At 45.1% G+C, this 20,177-nt stretch carries 24 protein-coding genes; all 24 read right to left on the bottom strand.

The genetic code is table 11. From position 1 onward, the window contains the following. Nucleotides 1-6 precede the first annotated feature (6 nt). Nucleotides 7-1,572: an anthranilate synthase component I gene (gene trpE / locus MKX60_RS13435; protein WP_340971559.1), complete on the bottom strand. Its 1,566-nt coding sequence runs from the start codon at nt 1,570-1,572 to the stop codon at nt 7-9. 332 nt (nt 1,573-1,904) lie between these two features. Further along, nucleotides 1,905-2,279 (bottom strand): chorismate mutase, encoded by a 375-nt coding sequence (aroH, locus tag MKX60_RS13430; protein WP_042190180.1) that lies wholly within the window; start codon nt 2,277-2,279, stop codon nt 1,905-1,907. Next, nucleotides 2,273-3,376, bottom strand: a complete 1,104-nt coding sequence (gene aroB, locus MKX60_RS13425) for a 3-dehydroquinate synthase (protein ID WP_076284564.1) — start codon at nt 3,374-3,376, stop codon at nt 2,273-2,275. Before aroB ends, aroH begins: the two co-directional genes overlap by 7 nt. 2 nt (nt 3,377-3,378) lie before the next feature. Continuing rightward, nucleotides 3,379-4,548: a chorismate synthase gene (aroC, locus tag MKX60_RS13420; RefSeq protein ID WP_042190184.1), complete on the bottom strand. Its 1,170-nt coding sequence runs from the start codon at nt 4,546-4,548 to the stop codon at nt 3,379-3,381. A gap of 213 nt (nt 4,549-4,761) precedes the next feature. After that, nucleotides 4,762-4,923: a hypothetical protein gene (locus MKX60_RS13415; RefSeq protein WP_170880309.1), complete on the bottom strand. Its 162-nt coding sequence runs from the start codon at nt 4,921-4,923 to the stop codon at nt 4,762-4,764. A 107-nt stretch (nt 4,924-5,030) separates the two neighbouring features. Further along, nucleotides 5,031-5,834 (bottom strand): CheR family methyltransferase, encoded by an 804-nt coding sequence (locus tag MKX60_RS13410; RefSeq protein ID WP_076284563.1) that lies wholly within the window; start codon nt 5,832-5,834, stop codon nt 5,031-5,033. Nucleotides 5,835-5,861: 27 nt separating this feature from the next. After that, nucleotides 5,862-6,305, bottom strand: a complete 444-nt coding sequence (ndk, locus tag MKX60_RS13405; RefSeq protein WP_060622704.1) for a nucleoside-diphosphate kinase — start codon at nt 6,303-6,305, stop codon at nt 5,862-5,864. A 99-nt stretch (nt 6,306-6,404) separates the two neighbouring features. Next, complete coding sequence (locus MKX60_RS13400) at nt 6,405-7,373, bottom strand: polyprenyl synthetase family protein (RefSeq protein ID WP_076284562.1); 969 nt, start codon at nt 7,371-7,373, stop codon at nt 6,405-6,407. Next, nucleotides 7,370-8,230: a menaquinone biosynthetic enzyme MqnA/MqnD family protein gene (locus MKX60_RS13395; protein WP_076299575.1), complete on the bottom strand. Its 861-nt coding sequence runs from the start codon at nt 8,228-8,230 to the stop codon at nt 7,370-7,372. Before MKX60_RS13395 ends, MKX60_RS13400 begins: the two co-directional genes overlap by 4 nt. 4 nt (nt 8,231-8,234) lie before the next feature. Continuing rightward, a complete protein-coding gene (locus MKX60_RS13390; RefSeq protein ID WP_042190195.1) occupies nt 8,235-8,837 on the bottom strand; it encodes a UbiX family flavin prenyltransferase in 603 nt (200 codons plus the stop codon). Beyond that, complete coding sequence (locus MKX60_RS13385) at nt 8,834-9,709, bottom strand: UbiA-like polyprenyltransferase (RefSeq protein WP_042190197.1); 876 nt, start codon at nt 9,707-9,709, stop codon at nt 8,834-8,836. Before MKX60_RS13385 ends, MKX60_RS13390 begins: the two co-directional genes overlap by 4 nt. Continuing rightward, nucleotides 9,702-10,454 carry a demethylmenaquinone methyltransferase gene (locus MKX60_RS13380; protein WP_094870064.1) on the bottom strand — a complete coding sequence of 251 codons (753 nt, stop codon included), beginning with the start codon at nt 10,452-10,454 and terminating at the stop codon, nt 9,702-9,704. Before MKX60_RS13380 ends, MKX60_RS13385 begins: the two co-directional genes overlap by 8 nt. 3 nt (nt 10,455-10,457) lie before the next feature. Next, complete coding sequence (locus MKX60_RS13375) at nt 10,458-11,411, bottom strand: heptaprenyl diphosphate synthase component 1 (protein ID WP_231573320.1); 954 nt, start codon at nt 11,409-11,411, stop codon at nt 10,458-10,460. A 30-nt stretch (nt 11,412-11,441) separates the two neighbouring features. Then, the gene (locus tag MKX60_RS13370; protein ID WP_076284560.1) at nt 11,442-11,984 is read right to left on the bottom strand and encodes a hypothetical protein; all 543 of its coding nucleotides are present in this window, start codon (nt 11,982-11,984) and stop codon (nt 11,442-11,444) included. A gap of 94 nt (nt 11,985-12,078) precedes the next feature. Next, nucleotides 12,079-12,327 carry a trp RNA-binding attenuation protein MtrB gene (mtrB, locus tag MKX60_RS13365; protein WP_042190204.1) on the bottom strand — a complete coding sequence of 83 codons (249 nt, stop codon included), beginning with the start codon at nt 12,325-12,327 and terminating at the stop codon, nt 12,079-12,081. Nucleotides 12,328-12,444: 117 nt separating this feature from the next. Further along, nucleotides 12,445-12,717, bottom strand: a complete 273-nt coding sequence (locus tag MKX60_RS13360) for an HU family DNA-binding protein (RefSeq protein WP_036676223.1) — start codon at nt 12,715-12,717, stop codon at nt 12,445-12,447. Between the two features lie 376 nt (nt 12,718-13,093). Further along, nucleotides 13,094-14,572, bottom strand: a complete 1,479-nt coding sequence (gene spoIVA / locus MKX60_RS13355; protein ID WP_042129583.1) for a stage IV sporulation protein A — start codon at nt 14,570-14,572, stop codon at nt 13,094-13,096. Between the two features lie 636 nt (nt 14,573-15,208). Further along, the gene (locus MKX60_RS13350; RefSeq protein WP_256716305.1) at nt 15,209-15,955 is read right to left on the bottom strand and encodes a DUF3939 domain-containing protein; all 747 of its coding nucleotides are present in this window, start codon (nt 15,953-15,955) and stop codon (nt 15,209-15,211) included. A 30-nt stretch (nt 15,956-15,985) separates the two neighbouring features. Continuing rightward, complete coding sequence (locus MKX60_RS13345; protein WP_076299573.1) at nt 15,986-16,354, bottom strand: 2Fe-2S iron-sulfur cluster-binding protein; 369 nt, start codon at nt 16,352-16,354, stop codon at nt 15,986-15,988. A gap of 34 nt (nt 16,355-16,388) precedes the next feature. Further along, complete coding sequence (locus MKX60_RS13340; protein ID WP_042129589.1) at nt 16,389-16,568, bottom strand: DUF2768 family protein; 180 nt, start codon at nt 16,566-16,568, stop codon at nt 16,389-16,391. A gap of 195 nt (nt 16,569-16,763) precedes the next feature. Next, nucleotides 16,764-17,039: a stage VI sporulation protein F gene (locus tag MKX60_RS13335; protein ID WP_076284557.1), complete on the bottom strand. Its 276-nt coding sequence runs from the start codon at nt 17,037-17,039 to the stop codon at nt 16,764-16,766. A 66-nt stretch (nt 17,040-17,105) separates the two neighbouring features. After that, nucleotides 17,106-18,146, bottom strand: coding sequence for an NAD(P)H-dependent glycerol-3-phosphate dehydrogenase (locus tag MKX60_RS13330; protein WP_076299572.1), 1,041 nt, complete (start codon nt 18,144-18,146; stop codon nt 17,106-17,108). Continuing rightward, complete coding sequence (gene plsY / locus MKX60_RS13325) at nt 18,139-18,756, bottom strand: glycerol-3-phosphate 1-O-acyltransferase PlsY (protein WP_042129592.1); 618 nt, start codon at nt 18,754-18,756, stop codon at nt 18,139-18,141. Before plsY ends, MKX60_RS13330 begins: the two co-directional genes overlap by 8 nt. Nucleotides 18,757-18,768: 12 nt before the next feature. Next, nucleotides 18,769-20,094: a ribosome biogenesis GTPase Der gene (gene der / locus MKX60_RS13320; protein ID WP_042190218.1), complete on the bottom strand. Its 1,326-nt coding sequence runs from the start codon at nt 20,092-20,094 to the stop codon at nt 18,769-18,771. Nucleotides 20,095-20,177: the final 83 nt, after the last annotated feature.

Genomic DNA, 20,177 nt, shown 5'->3' with positions numbered 1-20,177 from the left:
TATAAATCAAACCACTTGTTCAGGGGTATATTCGTACATATAATCTTGGTTGATAACTTGTTTTTCTTTCACTTCGGTTGGAAACATAGCTTCTGCCATACGAATAGCTTTCAGCATGCCCTTCGCCTTATTCACCGTTTCTTCATACTCTTTCTCAGGAACCGAATCCCAAACGATACCTGCTCCGGCCTGTACGTACGCACGACCTTTCCGGAAGATGATGGTACGAATGGTGATACAAGAATCCATGTTTCCTGAGAACCCTAAATATCCAATTGCTCCGGCATAAGCACCTCGAGCTTCTTTTTCCAGCTCTGCTATAATCTCCATTGCTCGCAGCTTCGGTGCCCCAGAAACCGTTCCGGCAGGCAGACAGGAGAGAAAGGCATCAAAGAAATCTTTATCCTCACTGAGCGTGCCTGACACATTCGATACCATGTGCATGACATGGGAGTATCTTTCAATCTCCATAAAGGAATCACATTTTACTGAACCAAATTTGGATACTCTCCCTAGATCATTACGACCCAGATCAACAAGCATCAGATGTTCCGCACGTTCTTTTTCATCCTCCAAGAGCTCCGCAGCAAACGCCCGGTCTGCTGCTTCACTGTCACCCCTTGGTCTAGTTCCAGCAATCGGCCGTGTCTCCACACGATTTCCATCTACCTTTACGAGTGCTTCAGGTGAAGTACCAACAATAATCTCCTCGTCCATTTTCAAATAGTACATATAAGGAGAGGGGTTAAGAGTTCTGAGCATCCGGTATACATGCAATGGAGAAACTTCCGTTTCAATATGCAACCGCTGTGACAATACCACTTGAAAAATATCGCCTGAGCGAATATATTCCTTCGCCTGTTCTACATTGTTGATGTACTGCTCTTTAGTGAGATTAGAATGAATCTCTCCAAGCTCGATATCCTGCGGAATGCTGCGACGATTCACATTTTCCTTAGGGCCTTCTTTTTGTAGATCTTCGGCCATAGCCTCCAGCTTACGACTCAGACTTTCATAATTGGATCTGATATCCGAATCTGTATCTCCGTCTTTTACATGCAGGTTACCTACAAGCAGAATCTGTTGCTTCACATGGTCAAAAACAATAATCCGATCGCAAAACATAAATCTTATATCATCCATTTGGAGATCATCCACAGGATGCTGAGGTAACTTCTCATAATATTGCAGCAGATCATATCCGAAAAATCCGATAGCCCCTCCAGTAAATGGAGGCATTTCGTCAAGCTTAGGACTACGGTATGAACGAAGTAACGCTTTAAGCTCCTCAATCGGCTTTCCGTATAGTTGCTTCTTCTCTCCGCCGACTTCAACGTTAATTGCACCCTTTTTACCGGATATCATCAAAAAGGGATCGCTACCGATGAACGAATACCGTGCCCATTGTTTTCCACCCTCTACACTTTCAAGTAAGAACGCGCGATCACGTTCAGCGAAACGTTGGAATAATCGGATAGGTGTTTCCATATCCGCGAGCAGTCGCTTTACAACAGGAATCAGATTATAATCCCGCGACAGCTTTACCACCTCTTGAACACTTGGATTCGTCATTGTTAGATGCCCCCTTAGATATATGAATGGTTCCGAAATACAAAAAAACCCTCTACCGAAGTAGAGGGTTTGTGTAAGTAAGTATATGTTTTTGAGCATTGATTAGCATAATTATGTAGTGTTTACAGACTTATCCCTAAATAAGATATATCACTGATAAATGACTTCAGTGCATATCAAAATAAAGACTCTGCTTACACGATACATGCTAATCTAAAAAACTTCTCGCACTCTGCTCAACTATACTCATCTCAACTAAACTAAACTCTTCTATACTCGGCTAACTACACTATACATGATGACGAGGGTCATTGACAACCCACAACTATAATTTAAGACTTGCTCTCTGATAAATCCGGACGTAGCTTCTGAGCCTCATTCAGATAAACGTGGCGAATCTCACGCTGCGATTTATCCGTATTAATCTGTACCATCAACCGGATACACATCGGCAAGCTTCCTTTAACCGGGATTTCCGTTGAACACATAAGTGGAACCATTTCCCAGCCTTCAATCTCACGAATAGCTCTTGCAGGAAAAGTAGCATCCAGATCATTGGTCATCGTAATCCATACATTGCTTATATTCTCAGCTATAACATCATTACGTTCTACGATCTCCCGCAGCAATATAACGGTCTCACGTAAAATCTCTGCCTCTTCGTTCTTAGTCACGGTTGTTGCTCCGCGAATTCCTCGGTTTACCACGGTCTTCCCTCCTTCTTAAGCTCTGCGAGAACCTCTCGCACAAGCGACTCCTGCACATCGTTCACAATGCTTACAGAGCCTATGGAATCAGGCACGATAAAGGTCATCTTGCCTTCCTTGAATTTCTTATCATGCATCATAGCGTCCATCAGTTCATCTTCATCATACTCGGAAGGAAGCCGTACAGGCAGTGACAGCGCGGTCAGCATAGATACAGTATCCTCATAAATGGAAGTATCCCGCCCAAGCTTCGCAGCCAATAGCGCTGAACCCGCCATCCCAATCGCAATCGCTTCTCCGTGCAGAAACACACCATACCCACCAACTGCTTCAATGGCATGTCCGATCGTATGTCCAAGGTTCAATATCGCTCGAAGTCCATGCTCACGCTCATCATTCGCCACTACATCTGCCTTAATTGCACAGCCACGCTCTAAAGCATAACCTAAGGCTTCGACATTCAGCTCTAGCAGCTCTTCGGCATGATCACGACACCAATATGCGAACTCTTTGTCCACGAGGAGACCGTGCTTTAACACTTCAGCCAGACCTGATGACACTTGCCGTGCTGGAAGAGTACGTAATGTATCCAAATCGTAGAGTACCATTGACGGTTGATAGAAAGCCCCTATCATATTTTTGGCTAATGGATGATTGACCGCCACTTTACCACCCACACTACTATCATGAGCTAGGATCGTCGTTGGAATTTGCAGAAAGCCGATTCCACGCATATAGGTTGCTGCTACAAATCCTGCTAAATCGCCAACCACGCCGCCGCCTAAAGCTAAAACTGCTGAATTGCGATCTAATCCTGCTTGAATCGCGGTTGTCATGACTTCTTCATACACGGCTAATGATTTAGAGGCTTCACCTGCCGTCATTATGTGACTAACCACAGTATAACCGTGAGAACGTAAAGCTTCTTCAAGTGCCGGCAAGTACCTTGGCGCTACTTCAGTATCACTCACTACTAACAGTGGACTACGCTCCGAAAATCCGGCCTCAGTACAATAATGGGCGATGTCCTTTAGTAAACCACTACCGATAAGAATAGGATACGAGCGGTCGCCCAAATCTACATTAATAGTACGCATAATTAGTAGCTCTCCAGCTGTGATAGGTAATTTTCATAGTTCGCTTTAATTTCTTCCAGTGAGTCGCCACCGAATTTATCAAGGAAAGCTTTTGCGATTTCCCAAGCTACTACGTTTTCCAGAACAACACACGCCGCTGGAACTGCACAAGCGTCGGAGCGTTCAACTTGCGCTGTAAATGGTTCTTTCGTGTCAATATCCACACTTTGAAGCGGTTTATAAAGGGTAGGGATCGGCTTCATGACACCGCGAACTACAACCGGCATGCCGTTAGTCATACCACCTTCAAAACCACCTAAGCGATTACTTGCACGGTAGTATCCTTTAGAAGCTTCATACATAATTTCATCATGGACTTGCGATCCTCGCAATTTGCCAGCTTCAAACCCAATGCCAATTTCAACGCCTTTGAATGCATTAATCGACATTACCGCCCCAGCGATTGCTCCGTCAAGCTTCCGATCAGACTGTACATAACTGCCAAGTCCGATAGGAAGTCCTTCGACGATACATTCAACGATCCCACCGATGGAGTCTCCCTCTTCCTTAATCTGATCTATGTAAGCCTCCATCTTCTGTTCCGTTTCTTTGTCGACAACTCTGACAGAGGACTGTTCTGTCCGCTCAATCAGCTCATCAATAGGCAGATCGTTAGCAGGCGCTTCAATTTCACCGATACGAATAACTTGCCCTGCTACCTTCACGCCAAAAGCTGCAAGCAGCTGTCTGGCTACAGCGCCACATGCAACTCTGGCTGCTGTTTCGCGAGCACTGGAGCGCTCCAGTACGTTACGAAGATCTGTATGGTTGTACTTCAATCCGCCATTCAGGTCTGCATGGCCAGGACGCGGCCGATTTACGCGGCGTTTTTCTTCGTCACTGCCAGGAATAGGCTCGATATTCATGATGTTCTTCCAGTGGGTCCAGTCTTTATTCTCTACTACCAAGGCTACTGGAGCACCTGTAGTATAGCCATGACGCACTCCACCTACAATTTGTGCCGTATCTTTCTCAATCTGCATGCGACGTCCACGTCCATAACCCTTTTGTCGACGCTGCAATTGAAAATTAAGCTCTTCAAAATCCAATGTCAAATTACTTGGCAATCCCTCAATAATGGCCGTAAGCTGGGGGCCGTGCGTTTCCCCCGCTGTTAAATAGCGCAAACTCATGCTGCGTTCCCCCTTTTATACTTTTAAACTGTAAACCGCTAAAATCCTAATGATCTTTGCTCATTATAGTATAGGCAATCCTCTTTGACAAGAAAGGGATCTCCCTAAAACGACTCCATTCGCGACAAAATGAATTGGTTTTTGTGTAAAGAAAAAGCGCCATTCATACTCTAAAGAGTATGAATGGCGCTCCTCGGCTCGGTCCGGCACTTGTTAGCTTCCGATCCGCTGACTTGTTGAAGGAAATGTAGACTTACGCTCTTCCAGTTGCAGAAGGCGCTTCAATTGCATTTCTTCTACACCGAGAATTTGCCCGCACTCACGAACGGTAATAAAGCCTCGTTTGTACGCGGCAATGACCTTGCTTTTGTCCATCGGTTTAACGATCCTTTCGCTTAGCTTACAGATTCTACTACCCAGTATCACTGAACGATAGCGAAAGTATACCTATAAAAGTACACAGACGAAGGAGCAAGAAGTATTTATTTTTTACGATAGAAAAAGGTTTCCGTCGATTCAAAGCCATATTGCGCTGGCGTAAAGATCTGCTCTGTACTACCTACAAACAAATACCCGCCTGGACGTAAACTAGCCGAGAACTTATGGTAGAGCTTATTCTTCGCCTCTTCAGTAAAATAGATCATTACATTGCGACAAATGATAAGATCAAAACCCTCATCGAACTTGTCCAGCAGTAGGTTCTGTTTACGGAAATCTATGTTTTTCTTAAGCGTGTCGCTAACTTTGAATAAATGACCCTCGGGTTTAAAGTAACGCGCAGCAACATCCTTAGGCACATCCTTTAAAGAACGTTCCAGATACAAACCTTGCTTTGCTTTGGAAAGCGCACCGTCGTCAATATCCGTAGCCAGAATGCCAGTCTGCCCCAATAAATTCTTATCCGATAAAATCATAGCCAGCGTATAGGGTTCTTCTCCAGTGGAACATGCAGCGCTCCACAGTTTCAATCTGCGACCAGATTGTTGTATGTCAGGAAGAATGATATCTCGCAGTACTTCCCACCGATTCGGATTCCGCCAAAACTCGGAGACATTAATCGTCATTCGGTCCAAAAATTCATAAAATAATTCCTTGTCCTTCATCATTGCGGCAAAAAAATCACTAAAGGTTTGATATCCATTCTTCACACGAAGAGTCGTTAAACGCCGCTTCATCTGCGCTTCTTTATACTGAGCCAGATCAATTCCGGTGCTTTGCTTAACATGATGAATAAACCCGATGTAATCTGAATCTGCTGTTAATGCTGCAACATTACGATCAGACATGTTAATCCCCCGCCTCCCGCTTGGCTCCTACATCCAGACTGCGATCTCTTTGTTATAAAGATTCAATTCATCTGGAGTAAAGAAATTAGCAATTTCTCGTTCTGCACTTTCAGGCGAGTCTGATCCATGAATTAAATTAAGCGGTGTATGGCTGGCAAAGTCGCCTCGAATCGTACCCGGCAAGGCTTCTCCTACCTTCGTCTTACCAATGAGCGTACGGGATAATGCTACAACATCATCACCTTCCCATACCATTGCAAACACTGGACCTGAAGTTATAAAAGAAACCAACTCTGAAAAAAAGTCCTTGCCAGCATGCTCCGCATAATGTCTTTTTGCTTGGTCTTCACTAACTGTAATCAGCTTTGCAGCGACCAGCTTAAAGCCCTTATCTTCAAAGCGTGAGACAATACGCCCAATTAATCCACGTTGTACTCCATCCGGTTTGACCATCAGATACGTCTTTTCCATAGAGGCACTCTCCAATTTCCCATTAGTTGGGTTGTTTTGACGCTATCTTAACAGAAACCGAGCTTTCTGGAAACGTTTAATTTCATGATCACCAAAATACTAATAAGCTCTACCTGTTACAAAAAAGGCAATATCGCGCAGATTACGCTTAGTCTTGTTGTTAGGCAACTGATCTAGTGCAGCAAGTGCCTTCGCGATATATCGCGAAGCCAGCTCCTCGGAACGGACAATTCCGTCTCCAGAAAGAATAAGATCAATAGCACGCCCTACTGTGCTGTGCCCTTCACGAATAGACTTCAACTCCTCAAGAAGCGGAGCTCGCAATCTTTCATCCTCCAGGCTATAAATGACAGGAAGGGTGATGTTCCCTTGCCGCATATCACTTCCTGGAGGTTTACCGATTTGCTTTTCGGTGCCTGAGAGGTCAAGTAAATCATCACGAATCTGGAAAGCCATCCCTACATTGTATCCATAATTATAAAGTAGACGAGCCACCTCTGGTTCAGCATCAGCAGCAAGTGCACCTAATTGGCAACTGACTGCAATCAACAGCGCTGTTTTGCGGCGAATCCGCCGCAGGTAATGACGCACACTTTGCTCACTGTTGAAGAAGTCACGAATCTGCTCCATCTCACCGATCGACATTTCAATCATGGCCTTGGACAAAATCTGATGAATTCGCGGATTCTTCAGCTCCGTCGTCATCACCAGTGCTTTCGCATATATGTAGTCACCGGTGTACATGGCAATTTTATCGCCCCATTTGGCCTTAACAGTAAGTTCACCCCGGCGCAGTTCTGCATCGTCAATGACATCATCGTGAACTAGTGAAGCGCTATGAATTAGTTCTAGCGGTATCGCCACACGCTTCAGCTTCTCAAGATCATACTTTCCAAATTTCCCACCCATCAAAACAAATACGGGACGCAATCTTTTACCGCCAGCTTTTAATAAATGCAGAGAAGTCTCGGTTAGTAGGTCGTCATCACCCTGTACGCTACGGTACAAATCTTTTTCAATCTGATCCATGTCTCTGTTCAGTAATCCGAATATTTGCAGTCGTTTCATTCCTTCACCCGTGTCAACAGTTTATGACTCCAAATCTCCATCTTCACTGCCTGCGGCAGCAGACCCATCTCATAGGCATAGCGGAAATAGAGGTTCAGACCTTTCTGCTGCCTTTCTCCAAAATCATAGCTTAAATTGCGAAAGTACCCTTCCCAATAAGACTTAGTTCCTCCAATTGTCGAACAGGCTGCAAGTACTATAGGATCTAAATCACTTAGTCCCCGCAGTTTACTCTCAGCAAAAGCTTCTGCAATCTCCGCAATGGCTTCCGGTTTGTCATTCGCAGCTTTTCGATTCACTGCCCAGACCGCAAAGGTCATCCCTAAGCCCGTCCATTCTTTCCAAAGCTCCGCCAGATCCGTAACGATATACCCTTGATCCTGCCAAGAGGCTTTAATCGCATGATCACCAATGAGTAAGCAGGCATCTGCTTGATGCATCATAGCATCCAAATCAGGATTAGCGCTAATATATTCTGGTTTATTGCCAAAAGCCTTTTCCATTAAAATTTTCAGCAAATTTACCGATGTTGCAGAAGTGTTCGTAACAGCAATCGTACCTGTACCTATCTGTGCAAGAGGCACTCGAGAAAAAAGAAAAATAGACCTCACAGGACCGTCCGCACTTACCGATAAATCAGGTAACAGCAATAACTTATCACTGGCTTCAGCATACGCAAAAGAGGATAATGCACCCACATGAATCGTTCCACGACTCATCCCCTGATTAAGAATGGCAGGTACCTCACTCACCATCTCTGCCGGATATTTCAGTGCAGAGGGATGAAAATTGTGAAATACCGGCCATGAGTTAGTATAGCTGATTTTGCCTATGATGGTGTGGCTGTTATTCTCCATCCTTTCAATCCCCCCATCTGCGAAATAATTGATGTTCAATATTAAAGCTGTCAAGCACTTTACCCACCATGAAATTAATCAGATCATCCATACTTTGTGGCCCAAAGTAAAACGCCGGCATTGCCGGAATGATCCGAACCCCCAGACGGGACAGCTTCAACATATTCTCAAGATGAATAGCATGCAGAGGTGTCTCACGAGGAACAAGGACCAGTGGACGTCCTTCCTTAAGCATAACATCAGCAGCACGAGTCATCAGATTGTCGGAGGTTCCATTAGCAACCGCAGACAATGTTCCCATGGAACAAGGCATAATAATCATCCCTTCCACACGAAACGAACCACTTGCAATAGATGCACCGATATCAGCGACAGGATGATAAAGTAGAGAACCGGGATAGCCTTTGAACTTTTCGTTCAAAAAGCCTTCCCGGTCTGATGCGATATAACCTAGTTCTTCTTTAAAAACGCGCCAGCCCGCATTACTTACTACCAAATGAACGGAGTAGCCTAGCGATAGCAACGTTTCGATCAGACGAATACCATAAATAGCACCGCTTGCCCCTGTAATTCCTACCACGAAGTTTTTCGGTTTAGTAAGCGTCATTTTTTGAAATGCACCACCAAGTCAATCAGAGTGAAAGAGAACACCACGATGCTTAGCACGCCGTTCATAGTGAAAAAAGCGGTCTGTAAACGACTGAGATCACTCGGAGATACAATATAATGCTCATAAAAGAGAATAATATATGCGAGGATCATACCAGCCACATACCACCAGCTTAAATCCGTCAAAAACAGCAGCGATACGAATCCAATCGCGGTAAGAATGTGAAACACACGAGCAATAACGAGTGCACCTTGGACCCCAAATCGCACTGGAATGGATTTTAAGCCTTCTTTAAGATCAAATTCAACATCCTGACAAGAGTATATAACATCAAAACCAGCCGTCCAAAACACAATTGTGAAGTAAAATACCATTGAAGTCCAATTCACACTACCGGTCACAGCTACCCAGCCGCCCAGCGGTGCAAGCGCAATGGTGAGGCCGAGGATAAGATGGCATGCCCATGTAAAGCGCTTAGTGAATGAATAAATAACAAGAAGGAATACAGCGATAGGTAACAGCTTAGCTGACAAAGGATTCAATTTAAAGGCTGCCCAAAAGAGCAAGAAAAACGAAATGCCTATAAAAATGACAACTTCACCGATCTTAAGTAACCCTGCAGGAATCGCTCTTCCCGCTGTGCGTGGATTCTTGGCATCACTGATTCGGTCTATCAATCGATTCAATCCCATAGCTGCACTGCGTGCTCCAAACATAGCGATTACAATCCAGCCAATTTGACTCCAGGATGGGAGGCTATCATTCATGACCACAGATCCCAGTAAAGCACCCATAAAGGCAAAGGGTAAAGCAAATACCGTATGTTCAAACTTAATCATTTGTAAAAAGATACCGATTTTCTTAAACATTCCCGTTCTCCTTGAGCCCAATATGTAATGCCGCGATGCCTCCGGTCAAGGGGAAGGATTCCACTTTTTGAAGTCCGGTTTCACGGAAGATAGTGGCCAGTTGCTCCCGGTCTGGGAACATTGCCAATGATTCTGGCAGCCATTTGTATTGCTCGTACCTTTTCGCGAATAACTTACCCAGCAATGGAAGCACACGCTGGAAATAAAAGAAATATACACCTTTAAACGGCTGTTTCATCGGCTTGGATAGCTCCAAACATACAACCATTCCACCAGGTTTCACTACCCGCTTCATTTCGTTAAGCACTTGAACAGGATCTGGCACATTGCGTAGTCCAAATCCAATCGTTGCATAATCAAACGCATTGTCTTCAAAAGGCAGCTCCATAGCATTGCCCTGCACCAGCGAAATACGGTCCTGAAGCTTGCGCTCTTCCACTTTGCGGCGACCTACTTCAAGCATACCTGCGCTGAAATCCAGTCCGATTACATTGCCAGTCTGCGAAGCTTCCGCCAAAGCGATGCTCCAATCACAGGTTCCGCAACATAGGTCAACGGCCGAATCCCCGCGCTTCATCCCCATCTTCTTCATCGTGAATTTACGCCATGCCTTGTGGCGGCGAAAGCTTAGGATGTCATTCATCAAATCGTATTTTCCAGCAATACTCTCAAATACGGAATGTACAAACTGCTCTTTTGGTTTGCTGTTGTCACCCACAGCAGTTGTCGTTTTTTCCATAGTCATCCCTTAACCCTCCACGGCTGCTTGTCCTGTGACCTTCATCTGCAGGAGAAAACGATCCAGCGCGATCTCTAGCTCTCTAAGTAAACTCTCGTCTTTAACGCTTTGCAATAGCCCCTGAATAGACTGAAGCGATTGATGAAGCTTGTCCGTCAGTTGCGAATCACATTTATATTTCATTTTTAGCATCTTCCATTCCTTCTGATCAAGGTTCAGGTCTTGAAGTTGCTTACGTTCTTCCTCCGTTGCAGTCTCCATCATCTTCCAGTAGCAATAGCCATTCCCTGCATTCGCAGGATCATCACTACGAAGAAGCTCAATAGCAACGGTCTCGCACTGACTGAATTCTGCCAGCAGTTTTTCCCACAGCTCCACTAAGGAGTTCTCAATCATAGGCGTAAAAGAAAGGAACAGCCGCATATTCAGCTGTACCATGTGCCGCAAGTATTGTTCAGCCGAAAGACGTATGCCTCTCATCTTCACGTAGAGATTCGCTTTCAAGACATTGAAATCTGCAATCGCCTTACTCAAGATTCCAATCATCTCGATCTGATCACTCTTTGCAAGCAAATGGTAAAACCAGCTGCTGAAGTAATCGCCAGCTAGAACCTTCAATTGACGGGAACGCATAGGGTCTCCCCCCCGTCTATCATTCGAACGGTCAATGACCTCATGCGTGTCCAGACCTAGTTGAACAAGCGCTGTCACAAGCGTGTACAACTCTCCGGCACTTCCTTTTGCAGAAGAAGCATGATTTAGAAAAATATATAACAAATGACCCCGGCCATCAGAAAACGGCGGCAAATCCGTATGCTTCTGAATCATGTCGTAGTCGGTGTAGGGTTTAGCCAGTTGCGGTATGCAGTACGGTTTCATTTCAGCCTCCGAAGCCATTGACATAATAATAATTCGTTTGTTCACAATCTTGTCTATTATATCACATGTTTTTTTGTCACGCACTGTGGTACGCCTGAGTTTCTTTTAATCCTTTCAAGGATAAATGAACTGTTTCTTCCAGAGCTCGGTTTCACTAATGCGGAAGCCCGTTTTGAGACGATCCGATATAGGAAGATTACCCGCAGACTGAAGTTCATCTTGCAGCGTATAAGACCATTCAGAACGTCTGATATCACCAGCTAACAGCAGTCGGCGGCTACCAAGCCATTTATCTTCTACCACAATGCGAAGTAGAAGTTGATCCACATTCGAGGTTTCCTGAATAGCAAAGGAAATGGCCTGAGCCATATTTTGATAGAGTTCCTCAGGTTCATGATCGTTCCCGCTCACTTTCAGATCCAGTGACAGAACATGATCTTCCCAGCCAACGCTATCTATGGATAAGGTCAACGGAAGAGCGCCCAGAACATCAACAAGATTGTCATTGCCCAGCACTGTGTTATGGCTGCCAGTAAAAGTCTCCACTGTCCCATTTCTCTGCTGTACGGATGAGTCTAAGTCTGCCAGTTTCGGCAAAATAACAGCAGAGGTCGCAGTCAAGAGTAATACGGCACCAATCAACCAGGCTTTGTTCATGGACACGCCCCCTTATCCATAGTACCCACTTTTTTTGTGAATATGATCATTCACCCTTACTATATTTTGAAAAAAAGCAGGCTATGCCTGCTTTTCAGCTTTCACTTTCCAATTGTCCGTGTTTCGTTAAAATTTCAGCTTTTCCGCGGATTTTCATTGCTGAGGTATGATCGGTAAATTGGGCAATCAACACCTCACCCTTGTCTAGCTTCTCTGTATGATGAAAGCGTGTATCCGTACCTCTAGTTAGCCCAATGACTTGAACGCCATTTTCTTTGGCCTTAACCACAATATAGTCGCTACCTGTCGGAAGCGGATTTTCGCTCGTATTTTTATCCGTCATCGCTGATCCTCCTCTAAACCTAATGTACAGCCCATGCTATTCCAAAAAACAAATGCCGCCTTGGAGGGCGGCATAGTTGTTACTTAAAAAGACTATGGGATTGATATGTAGAAATCTTTATTTGATTCCGTCTTTCAGCGCTTTACCAGGTTTGAATGCCGGTACCTTGCTTGCAGGAATTTCGATTTCTTCACCAGTTTGTGGGTTACGGCCTTTACGTGCGGAACGTTCGCGCACTTCAAAGTTTCCGAATCCAACCAGTTGTACTTTATCACCGCTTTGCAGCGCTTCTGTAATTGCTTCGAAAACCGCATCTACAGCTTTAGTAGCATCCTTCTTGGGAAGTTCAGTTGCTTCTGTAACTACATTGATCAAATCAGATTTATTCATGTTTTCTCACCTCCCTGAGTAAATTTCCGGTATCATACACTGTTTCCGTTTAAACGTAAAATATACGTGATAATCCCGTTTATTACTGAACACTGGCGCCCATAGACCTTGAAGCGCAACAAACTTATAGTAATACAGCCCATCCATAAATTCAAGCAGTTAGACAAAAAAGGAGTAGAAATTATCATCTATGCTTGCATAAACATCTAATTCCCATCTAATTTTATAGACCTATAAGACCAGGTTAATTCTTCTTTCCAGAAAAAAAATTGAGTCAGATTCACCGTTATTATAGGAACTAGGAATCAAGTTTCGTTATTTTTACGCATAAAAAGAGTGGGATCTCTCCCACTCTTCCAATCTGCTTAAATTTAAGTTAGAGAATAATTGCAATAAGTCCGCCTGAGCCTTCATTGATGATCCGACCAAGCGTTTCTTGCAATTTGTAGCGCGCATTATCCGGCATCATCGCGATCTTGCCTTGAATACCTTCCCTCACAATGGAATGCAAGGAGCGCCCAAAAATATCGGATTCCCAAATCTTAATCGGGTCGTTCTCGAAATCCTGCATCAAATAACGAACCAACTCTTCACTTTGTTTCTCTGTACCAATGATTGGTGAGAACTCAGATTCAACATCAACACGAATCATATGAATAGATGGTGCGGTGGCTTTTAAGCGAACCCCAAAGCGAGAGCCTTGACGAATCAGCTCTGGTTCATCTAGCGCCATTTCAGCTAGTGAAGGAGCAGCAATACCATAACCGGTAGTCTTGACCATTTCTAAAGCTTCCGAGAAACGGTCGTACTCCCTTTTCGCGTGTGAGAATTCCTGCATCAGCTGGAGCAAGTGATCCTTACCGCGGATTTCAACCCCTACTACCTCCATCAGAACCTGATCATACAGCTCTTCTGGGGCATACAGATCGATCTCTGCTACACCCTGACCCATGTTCATACCACTTAGGCCAGCTTTATCGATAAAATCATACTCTGTGAACTGAGATACGAGCCGGTCGACATCCCGCAAGCGGCGAATGTCTTTTACCGTATCGCGAACGGAGTTCTCATAGCTACTACGCAGCCAGTGATTCTCTCCAAGCACCATGACCCAGCTTGGCAAGTTCACATTTACTTCATGAACAGGGAATTCGTACAATACTTCACGCAGTACACCTGTTACATCCTCTTCGGTCATGTTTGCTGCGCTGAGTGTCATGACAGGGATATCGTATTTGATGGCTAGCTCGCTACGGAGCTGCTGTGCTTCCTCACTGCGTGGGCGAGTGGAGTTAATGACAAGCACAAATGGCTTACCCACTTCCTTCAGCTCTGCAATGACGCGCTCTTCAGAGTCCACGTACGAGTTCCGCGGAATTTCTGCAATCGTACCATCTGTTGTTACTACAACACCAAGTGTTGAATGCTCCTGGATGACCTTACGGGTCCCGATTTCTGCCGCTTCCTGAAAAGGAATTGGCTCCTCAAACCAAGGTGTAGAGATCATTCGTGGTCCATTCTCATCCTCGTAGCCTTTAGCGCCTTCTACAGCGTAACCCACACAGTCTACCAGTCGAACGTTAACCTCAAGCCCTTCCGCAACCTTGATTTGGACTGCGTTGTTAGGCACGAACTTAGGTTCAGTGGTCATAATTGTTTTGCCTGCTGCGCTTTGCGGAAGCTCATCCACAGCTCTTACCCGATCTGCCTCATTCGTGATGTTAGGCAGGACAATTGTTTCCATGAAGCGCTTGATAAATGTCGATTTCCCCGTGCGAACCGCGCCGACGACGCCAAGATAAATGTCTCCGCCGGTACGCTCGGCAATGTCCTTGAAAATATCCACTTTTTCCAAAAGAGATCCCCTCCTCATATTACTCCGAAGAAAAAATGCCTGAAGAGCATCGACTTCGCGTTCCGCCGGTAATCTGACCCTTGCAGGACATCAACCGGACTTATCGTATGCCCGCCCGAAGCCTAGCTGCTTTCGACCGGGACGTACTGGCCCCGCGCTAAACTCCGAATGCTCGGACATGCATTTGGACTAGTATCATCATATGTATCCGGAACGAATTTATGACCCATAATCGCGCATTTTGCAATGTAATTTCTAAAAATTAGTTGTGCGCGCCGCAAGGCGTCTGACGCCCGGAAGCTTACTCATCCATCATATGAGATAGGATTTATTGATAGAACTATTTTAGTGGATATGCATGAAGGAAATTTTAGCGTATGTCATCTACATCCTTTTGCCTCTAATTTTATACGGTTACGATTATTTCATGATTTATTTCTAGCTTGAGCTGAATCTCCTTTCTTACCATCATTTCTAGCAATCCAGTCTTACGCGCTATGAAACTGAACCTTAATTCCATCTACGATTTATGTAAGACAATTAAGCTTCAGTTAAGGCAATATCTGAACAACACAAAAACGCCTAATCCTTCGGATATAACCGAAGCTTAGACGCTCTTAAGCTTTAACTTTCACTTCAACTAGGAGACTGCGGGACAGGCTGATTGTTAATCCATAGATACGGCAAAGACTTTACGGGCACGTAATAGGAAGCTTCCTCCAGATCTAGTCGCAAATCTTTTTTCTCGTCATGTTCTCCACCATTCTTTTCGATGGCAGCTATAATATCAAAGACATAATCTACATAGACCGTTCCAGCCTTATCCATGATGAAATCAAGAACCTGCCCGGAATAGACGCTAGTTAATGATATGGAGCTTGTTCCTGCCTTCTTATGATCAATGGTGTAAAGTCCAGGATATAGCTCATCAAGTACGGGCAAAGAGCCGTCATGAGCTGATTTATAACGATTAATCTGACGCTGCACATCATTCACCTTTTGAACGGTAACAAGGTCCATCACCTTAACAACTGGATCGCTTTCCTCATTCAAAATAAGAAAATAAGCGCTTCCGCCCTGTTCAAAAGCCGTAGCCGGAATATCATCCAAATATCCCTTATTGTTCAGCTTGCCTAGGTCTATCCGGAACTTCTCATATCTTGGAGTAGCTTCATCCGCATTAAGGATCGGAAGCACACCTTCCTCTTGTTGAAAATCATCAACGGCTGCTTGTATCCGTTTAACACTTTCTCGATAATTAACGCTAGCACGCTTTTCTTCTCCAGGATACAGACATCCGGAAAGAGTAAGAGCGATTGACATCACTACCAGAAAAAGTCTTGCTCCTGCCTTTAGCTTCTTCTTTCTTCGTATAAACTCCAACCGAGTCCCTCCCACGGTGACAATCTAACACTACCACAGCTCATCTTCTTCCCCACGCCGCGCAGCTTCAAGCTTACGGCGTACAGCAGCCTTAAGTGGATCTTCTGGCACCTGAACGGTCACATCGCTCCATACGGCAGCCTGACAAGCCAGACGCACTCCTTCTTCTAACGTAGTTCCAAGCTTACGTCGTTCAATATCCCCTGGCGGTCTCAGCGCTGTGGCCTCTTCAGTCGCAATTTTAACCTTGCACATCAAACAGCCTGCTTTGCCTCCACAGCGAGTGGTAATGCTCACTCCGGCTTTACGAGCTGCCTCCATTAACGAGATACCACGATTCACCACAGCTTTACGACCTTCAGGTTGAAACATAACGGTGACGCCATTTTGCGATTTCATGATGTTACTTCCTTCCTCAACATTATGTAACTGCTTACATAATCGAAACAACTCCGCCCAATAGGCCAACTAACATGATGACAAACGCAAGGATAGATAGCAGTGCTTTAAGCAGTCCCTTTGTTTTGCTCCGAGCAAAAGTTATTAGAAATACAGACAGTCCCATAATCAGCATTGCAATCAGGGACAACCACATTTTTGTCATCGGATCCAAGGTCAAAGCCCCCATTCGCCTGTAATATATTAGGGATTATTATATCATGACCTTATCCTATTCTGTAAAAAAACATCATTTTTTATATATTATTATTAAGATATTTTAGCTGTGAGAGTTTACCAATAAATAAAAAAAGAGCAAAAGATAACAGAATCTCATGGATTCTGAATCTTTTACTCACCCAACCTAAAGCTATTTTTTAAGCATCATTTTCATTAAAGACTCCATTGTGCCGGAACCTGCGCCGCCTTTTTTGACGGCATTAACAATTTCCTGCACAGTAGCTTCACTGACCGGCACTTTCGCCATCGATGACACCTGCTTAATTAACTGGCGGAGCTGGGCTTCATTCTGCGTAGTTCCTGGTTTGACCGTACTGGCTAGCTTTTTGACGGCACTTTCCGTAATGTTCTTGCCCGCCTTTTTGTTAATGGCGTTCAATGCATCCTTGGAAAAATCTCTGCTCACTTTTCATCCCTCCTCCGTCAATCCCCAATACAACATATGAGAATTTGCGGAAAAAGGTGAACAGGATCAGGAATGCCACTGCTCCCAAGTTTCCTGAGATATTGCCTCAAGCTCAGGTTTACGATCACGGCCCATCAGAGCCTCAACAGCACTACGCGGACTTCTACCTTTAAAAAGGACATGATAAATTTGATCTGTAATGGGCATTTGGACCCCTAGCTTGATGGAAATAGCATAAGCTGCCTCCGTGGTACGAATACCTTCGACAACCATTCCCATCGACTCCAGTACCTCATCCAGTGGTTTCCCTTGCCCGAGCATAAAGCCAGCACGCCAGTTACGGCTGTGCTGGCTCGTAGCAGTCACTACAAGATCGCCAACACCTGCAAGCCCTGCAAAGGTCAAAGGATTCGCTCCAAGCTCGACGCCCACCCGAGAAATCTCGGCCAGTCCACGTGTCAGAAGCGCCGCCTTAGCATTATCCCCAAATCCTAGACCATCGGATAGACCTGCACCGAGTGCAATAATATTCTTTAGTGCGCCGGCAAGCTCTACTCCTACCTGATCACGGTTCGTATATACACGAAAATCATTGTTTATGAACAATTCCTGTGCTTCAGCAGTACGCTTATCATCAGGTGAAGCCACAACAACTGTAGTAGGACACAGGCGCACTACTTCCTCTGCATGACTCGGTCCGGAGAGAACGACAATCTGCCCTTCGTCACAGCCGAGTTCTTCAGCAATAACGATGGACATCCGTTTCTTGCTTTCAGTCTCAAAGCCCTTCGTAGCATGAACGCATAGCATTTCATCCTTCCAGAACGGCTTCAGACTGCGAGCAACCTGTCGCATACCTGAAGATGGGGCTACAATAACAACCGCTTTAGAACCGGAAACTGCGGTCTCCAGATCGGTGGTTGCAATGATGTTTGCAGGCAGAGAAATCCCCGGTAAATACTTATTATTGAAATGAGAACCATTGATCTCGGCAGCTTGATCAGAGTTACGTGTCCACAGATAAACTTCCGAGTGATTCGCAGCCAGCACACTTGCCAGCGCAGTTCCCCAGCTCCCCGCTACTAGTACGGTTACTTTATCAGACAACACGATTCCCTCCTTTTACTTTTGAGCCTATCTTGTTCTCACGGCCCTCTACAATCTTAACAATGTTCGTCCGGTGCCGCCAGAAGGCAAAAACCGCAATGATAATACTGGTCCAGAGCACAGGCTGTGTAAATCCTGTCAACAATAGAAAGACCGGTGTCAGCGCGACAAAAATCAACGAGCCAAGTGACACGTAACGAGTGATAAAGATAGATCCTATGGCGATAACACCAGCGAGCAGTGCAGGCCATAAACACAGTGTGGCCATAACACCGATCGTAGTAGCGATGCCCTTTCCCCCACGGAAACGAAAGTAAAGCGGCCAGTTATGTCCGACAATGGCAGCGATTCCGCAAAGAGCAGCAACCCAGGTTCCCCAGCCGCCTACCCAAGTTCCTAACCAAACTGCGGCAACACCCTTCAGTACATCCAGCACTAGCACAGATATCGCAGGACCTTTTCCCAGTACACGAAGTGTATTGGTAGCCCCCGCATTGCCGCTCCCATATTGACGGATATCAATTCCCTTTAGTAGCTTGGCGAACAGCACACTAAAGCTGACAGAACCAAGCAAATAGCTTACAACGATAACCAGAAGTTCAAGCGCCACACTTCTTCTCCCCTAACCTTCGTTTTCGGATTTGCGCCGTGTAAAGAGACGGATTGGCGTTCCCTCGAAATTAAACGCCGCGCGGATTTTATTCTCCAAGTAACGTTCATAGGAGAAGTGCATCAGCGATGGGTCATTTACGAACACCACGATCGTCGGTGGCTTCACCGCAACCTGCGTTACGTAGTTAATACGTAAGCGACGGCCTTTGTCAGTTGGAGGAGGGTTAATCGCAATGGCGTCCGATACAACATCGTTCACCAGATGCGTAGTAATGCGTAGTGCATGCTGTTGAGATACATGCTGCACCACTGGTAGCAGTTTTTGCAGGCGCTGTTTAGTTAAAGCCGACAAGAAGACAACCGGTGCGTAACTCATAAACAAGAAGTGGTCACGAATCTTAGATTCGAAGTTCTGCATAGTCTTGTCGTCTTTCTCAATGGCATCCCATTTGTTCACAACAAAAATAGATGCTTTACCAGCTTCATGTGCATAACCAGCGATATGCTTGTCCTGGTCGATAATGCCCTCTTCACCGTTAATTACAACGAGAACCACATCAGCCCGTTCAATCGCACGCATCGCACGCATAACACTGTATTTCTCAATGTTCTCATATACCTTGCCTTTTTTGCGCATACCTGCAGTATCGATAAGCACATAACGTTGTCCATCACGTTCAAAAGGCGTATCAATAGCATCGCGAGTAGTACCTGCAATATCACTAACGATAACGCGTTCTTCACCCAGAATTGCGTTAACCAAAGAGGATTTACCTACATTCGGACGGCCAATCAAAGCTACACGAATGACATCGTCATCATATTCATCATCTATTTTCTCTGGCAGACGTTCTACGACAGCGTCCAATAAGTCACCGAGTCCTGTACCATGACTACCGGAAATTCCGATTGGATCTCCAAAACCTAGGCTATAGAACTCATAAATATCATCTGCACGCTTCATATTATCCACTTTATTGATGGCAAGAACGATCGGTTTACCTGAACGGAACAGAATCTGAGCTACCTCTTCATCTGAATTCGTCACACCACTCTTCGCCTCACACATAAATACAATAACATCCGCTTCTTCAATCGCCAGCTCCGCTTGAACGCGGATTGATTTCAGAATCGTGTCATCTCCATCAATTTCAATACCTCCGGTATCAATCACACTGAACGACTTACCGTTCCAATCTGAAATACCATAAATCCGGTCACGTGTAATCCCCGGTTTATCTTCTACAATGGCCAATCTATCGCCAATCAGCCGATTAAAAATCGTCGATTTCCCGACGTTAGGCCTCCCAACGATTGCCACAACGGGTCTTGCCATATTCATTCCTCCTGTCATCCTTACGATACTCATCATAGCAAAAAACATTAAAATTGGCTAACACTCATGTTAGTTCCAATAAA

It is taken from the genome of Paenibacillus sp. FSL R5-0914 (assembly GCF_038004525.1).
Classification (GTDB): Bacteria; Bacillota; Bacilli; order Paenibacillales; family Paenibacillaceae; genus Paenibacillus_AQ.
Note: the sequence above shows the minus strand (reverse complement) of the source record. Positions and strands in the feature narration are given on the sequence as shown.

What these genes read in the sequence shown, in the direction of transcription:
- trpE (WP_340971559.1), bottom strand. Translation starts at nt 1,572, where the DNA reads ATGACGAATCCAAGTGTTCAAGAGGTGGTAAAGCTGTCGCGGGATTAT.
- aroB (WP_076284564.1), bottom strand. Translation starts at nt 3,376, where the DNA reads ATGCGTACTATTAATGTAGATTTGGGCGACCGCTCGTATCCTATTCTT.
- aroC (WP_042190184.1), bottom strand. Translation starts at nt 4,548, where the DNA reads ATGAGTTTGCGCTATTTAACAGCGGGGGAAACGCACGGCCCCCAGCTT.
- MKX60_RS13415 (WP_170880309.1), bottom strand. Translation starts at nt 4,923, where the DNA reads ATGGACAAAAGCAAGGTCATTGCCGCGTACAAACGAGGCTTTATTACC.
- MKX60_RS13410 (WP_076284563.1), bottom strand. Translation starts at nt 5,834, where the DNA reads ATGTCTGATCGTAATGTTGCAGCATTAACAGCAGATTCAGATTACATC.
- ndk (WP_060622704.1), bottom strand. Translation starts at nt 6,305, where the DNA reads ATGGAAAAGACGTATCTGATGGTCAAACCGGATGGAGTACAACGTGGA.
- MKX60_RS13400 (WP_076284562.1), bottom strand. Translation starts at nt 7,373, where the DNA reads ATGAAACGACTGCAAATATTCGGATTACTGAACAGAGACATGGATCAG.
- MKX60_RS13395 (WP_076299575.1), bottom strand. Translation starts at nt 8,230, where the DNA reads ATGGAGAATAACAGCCACACCATCATAGGCAAAATCAGCTATACTAAC.
- MKX60_RS13390 (WP_042190195.1), bottom strand. Translation starts at nt 8,837, where the DNA reads ATGACGCTTACTAAACCGAAAAACTTCGTGGTAGGAATTACAGGGGCA.
- MKX60_RS13385 (WP_042190197.1), bottom strand. Translation starts at nt 9,709, where the DNA reads ATGTTTAAGAAAATCGGTATCTTTTTACAAATGATTAAGTTTGAACAT.
- MKX60_RS13380 (WP_094870064.1), bottom strand. Translation starts at nt 10,454, where the DNA reads ATGACTATGGAAAAAACGACAACTGCTGTGGGTGACAACAGCAAACCA.
- MKX60_RS13370 (WP_076284560.1), bottom strand. Translation starts at nt 11,984, where the DNA reads ATGAACAAAGCCTGGTTGATTGGTGCCGTATTACTCTTGACTGCGACC.
- mtrB (WP_042190204.1), bottom strand. Translation starts at nt 12,327, where the DNA reads ATGACGGATAAAAATACGAGCGAAAATCCGCTTCCGACAGGTAGCGAC.
- MKX60_RS13360 (WP_036676223.1), bottom strand. Translation starts at nt 12,717, where the DNA reads ATGAATAAATCTGATTTGATCAATGTAGTTACAGAAGCAACTGAACTT.
- MKX60_RS13345 (WP_076299573.1), bottom strand. Translation starts at nt 16,354, where the DNA reads ATGAAATCGCAAAATGGCGTCACCGTTATGTTTCAACCTGAAGGTCGT.
- der (WP_042190218.1), bottom strand. Translation starts at nt 20,094, where the DNA reads ATGGCAAGACCCGTTGTGGCAATCGTTGGGAGGCCTAACGTCGGGAAA.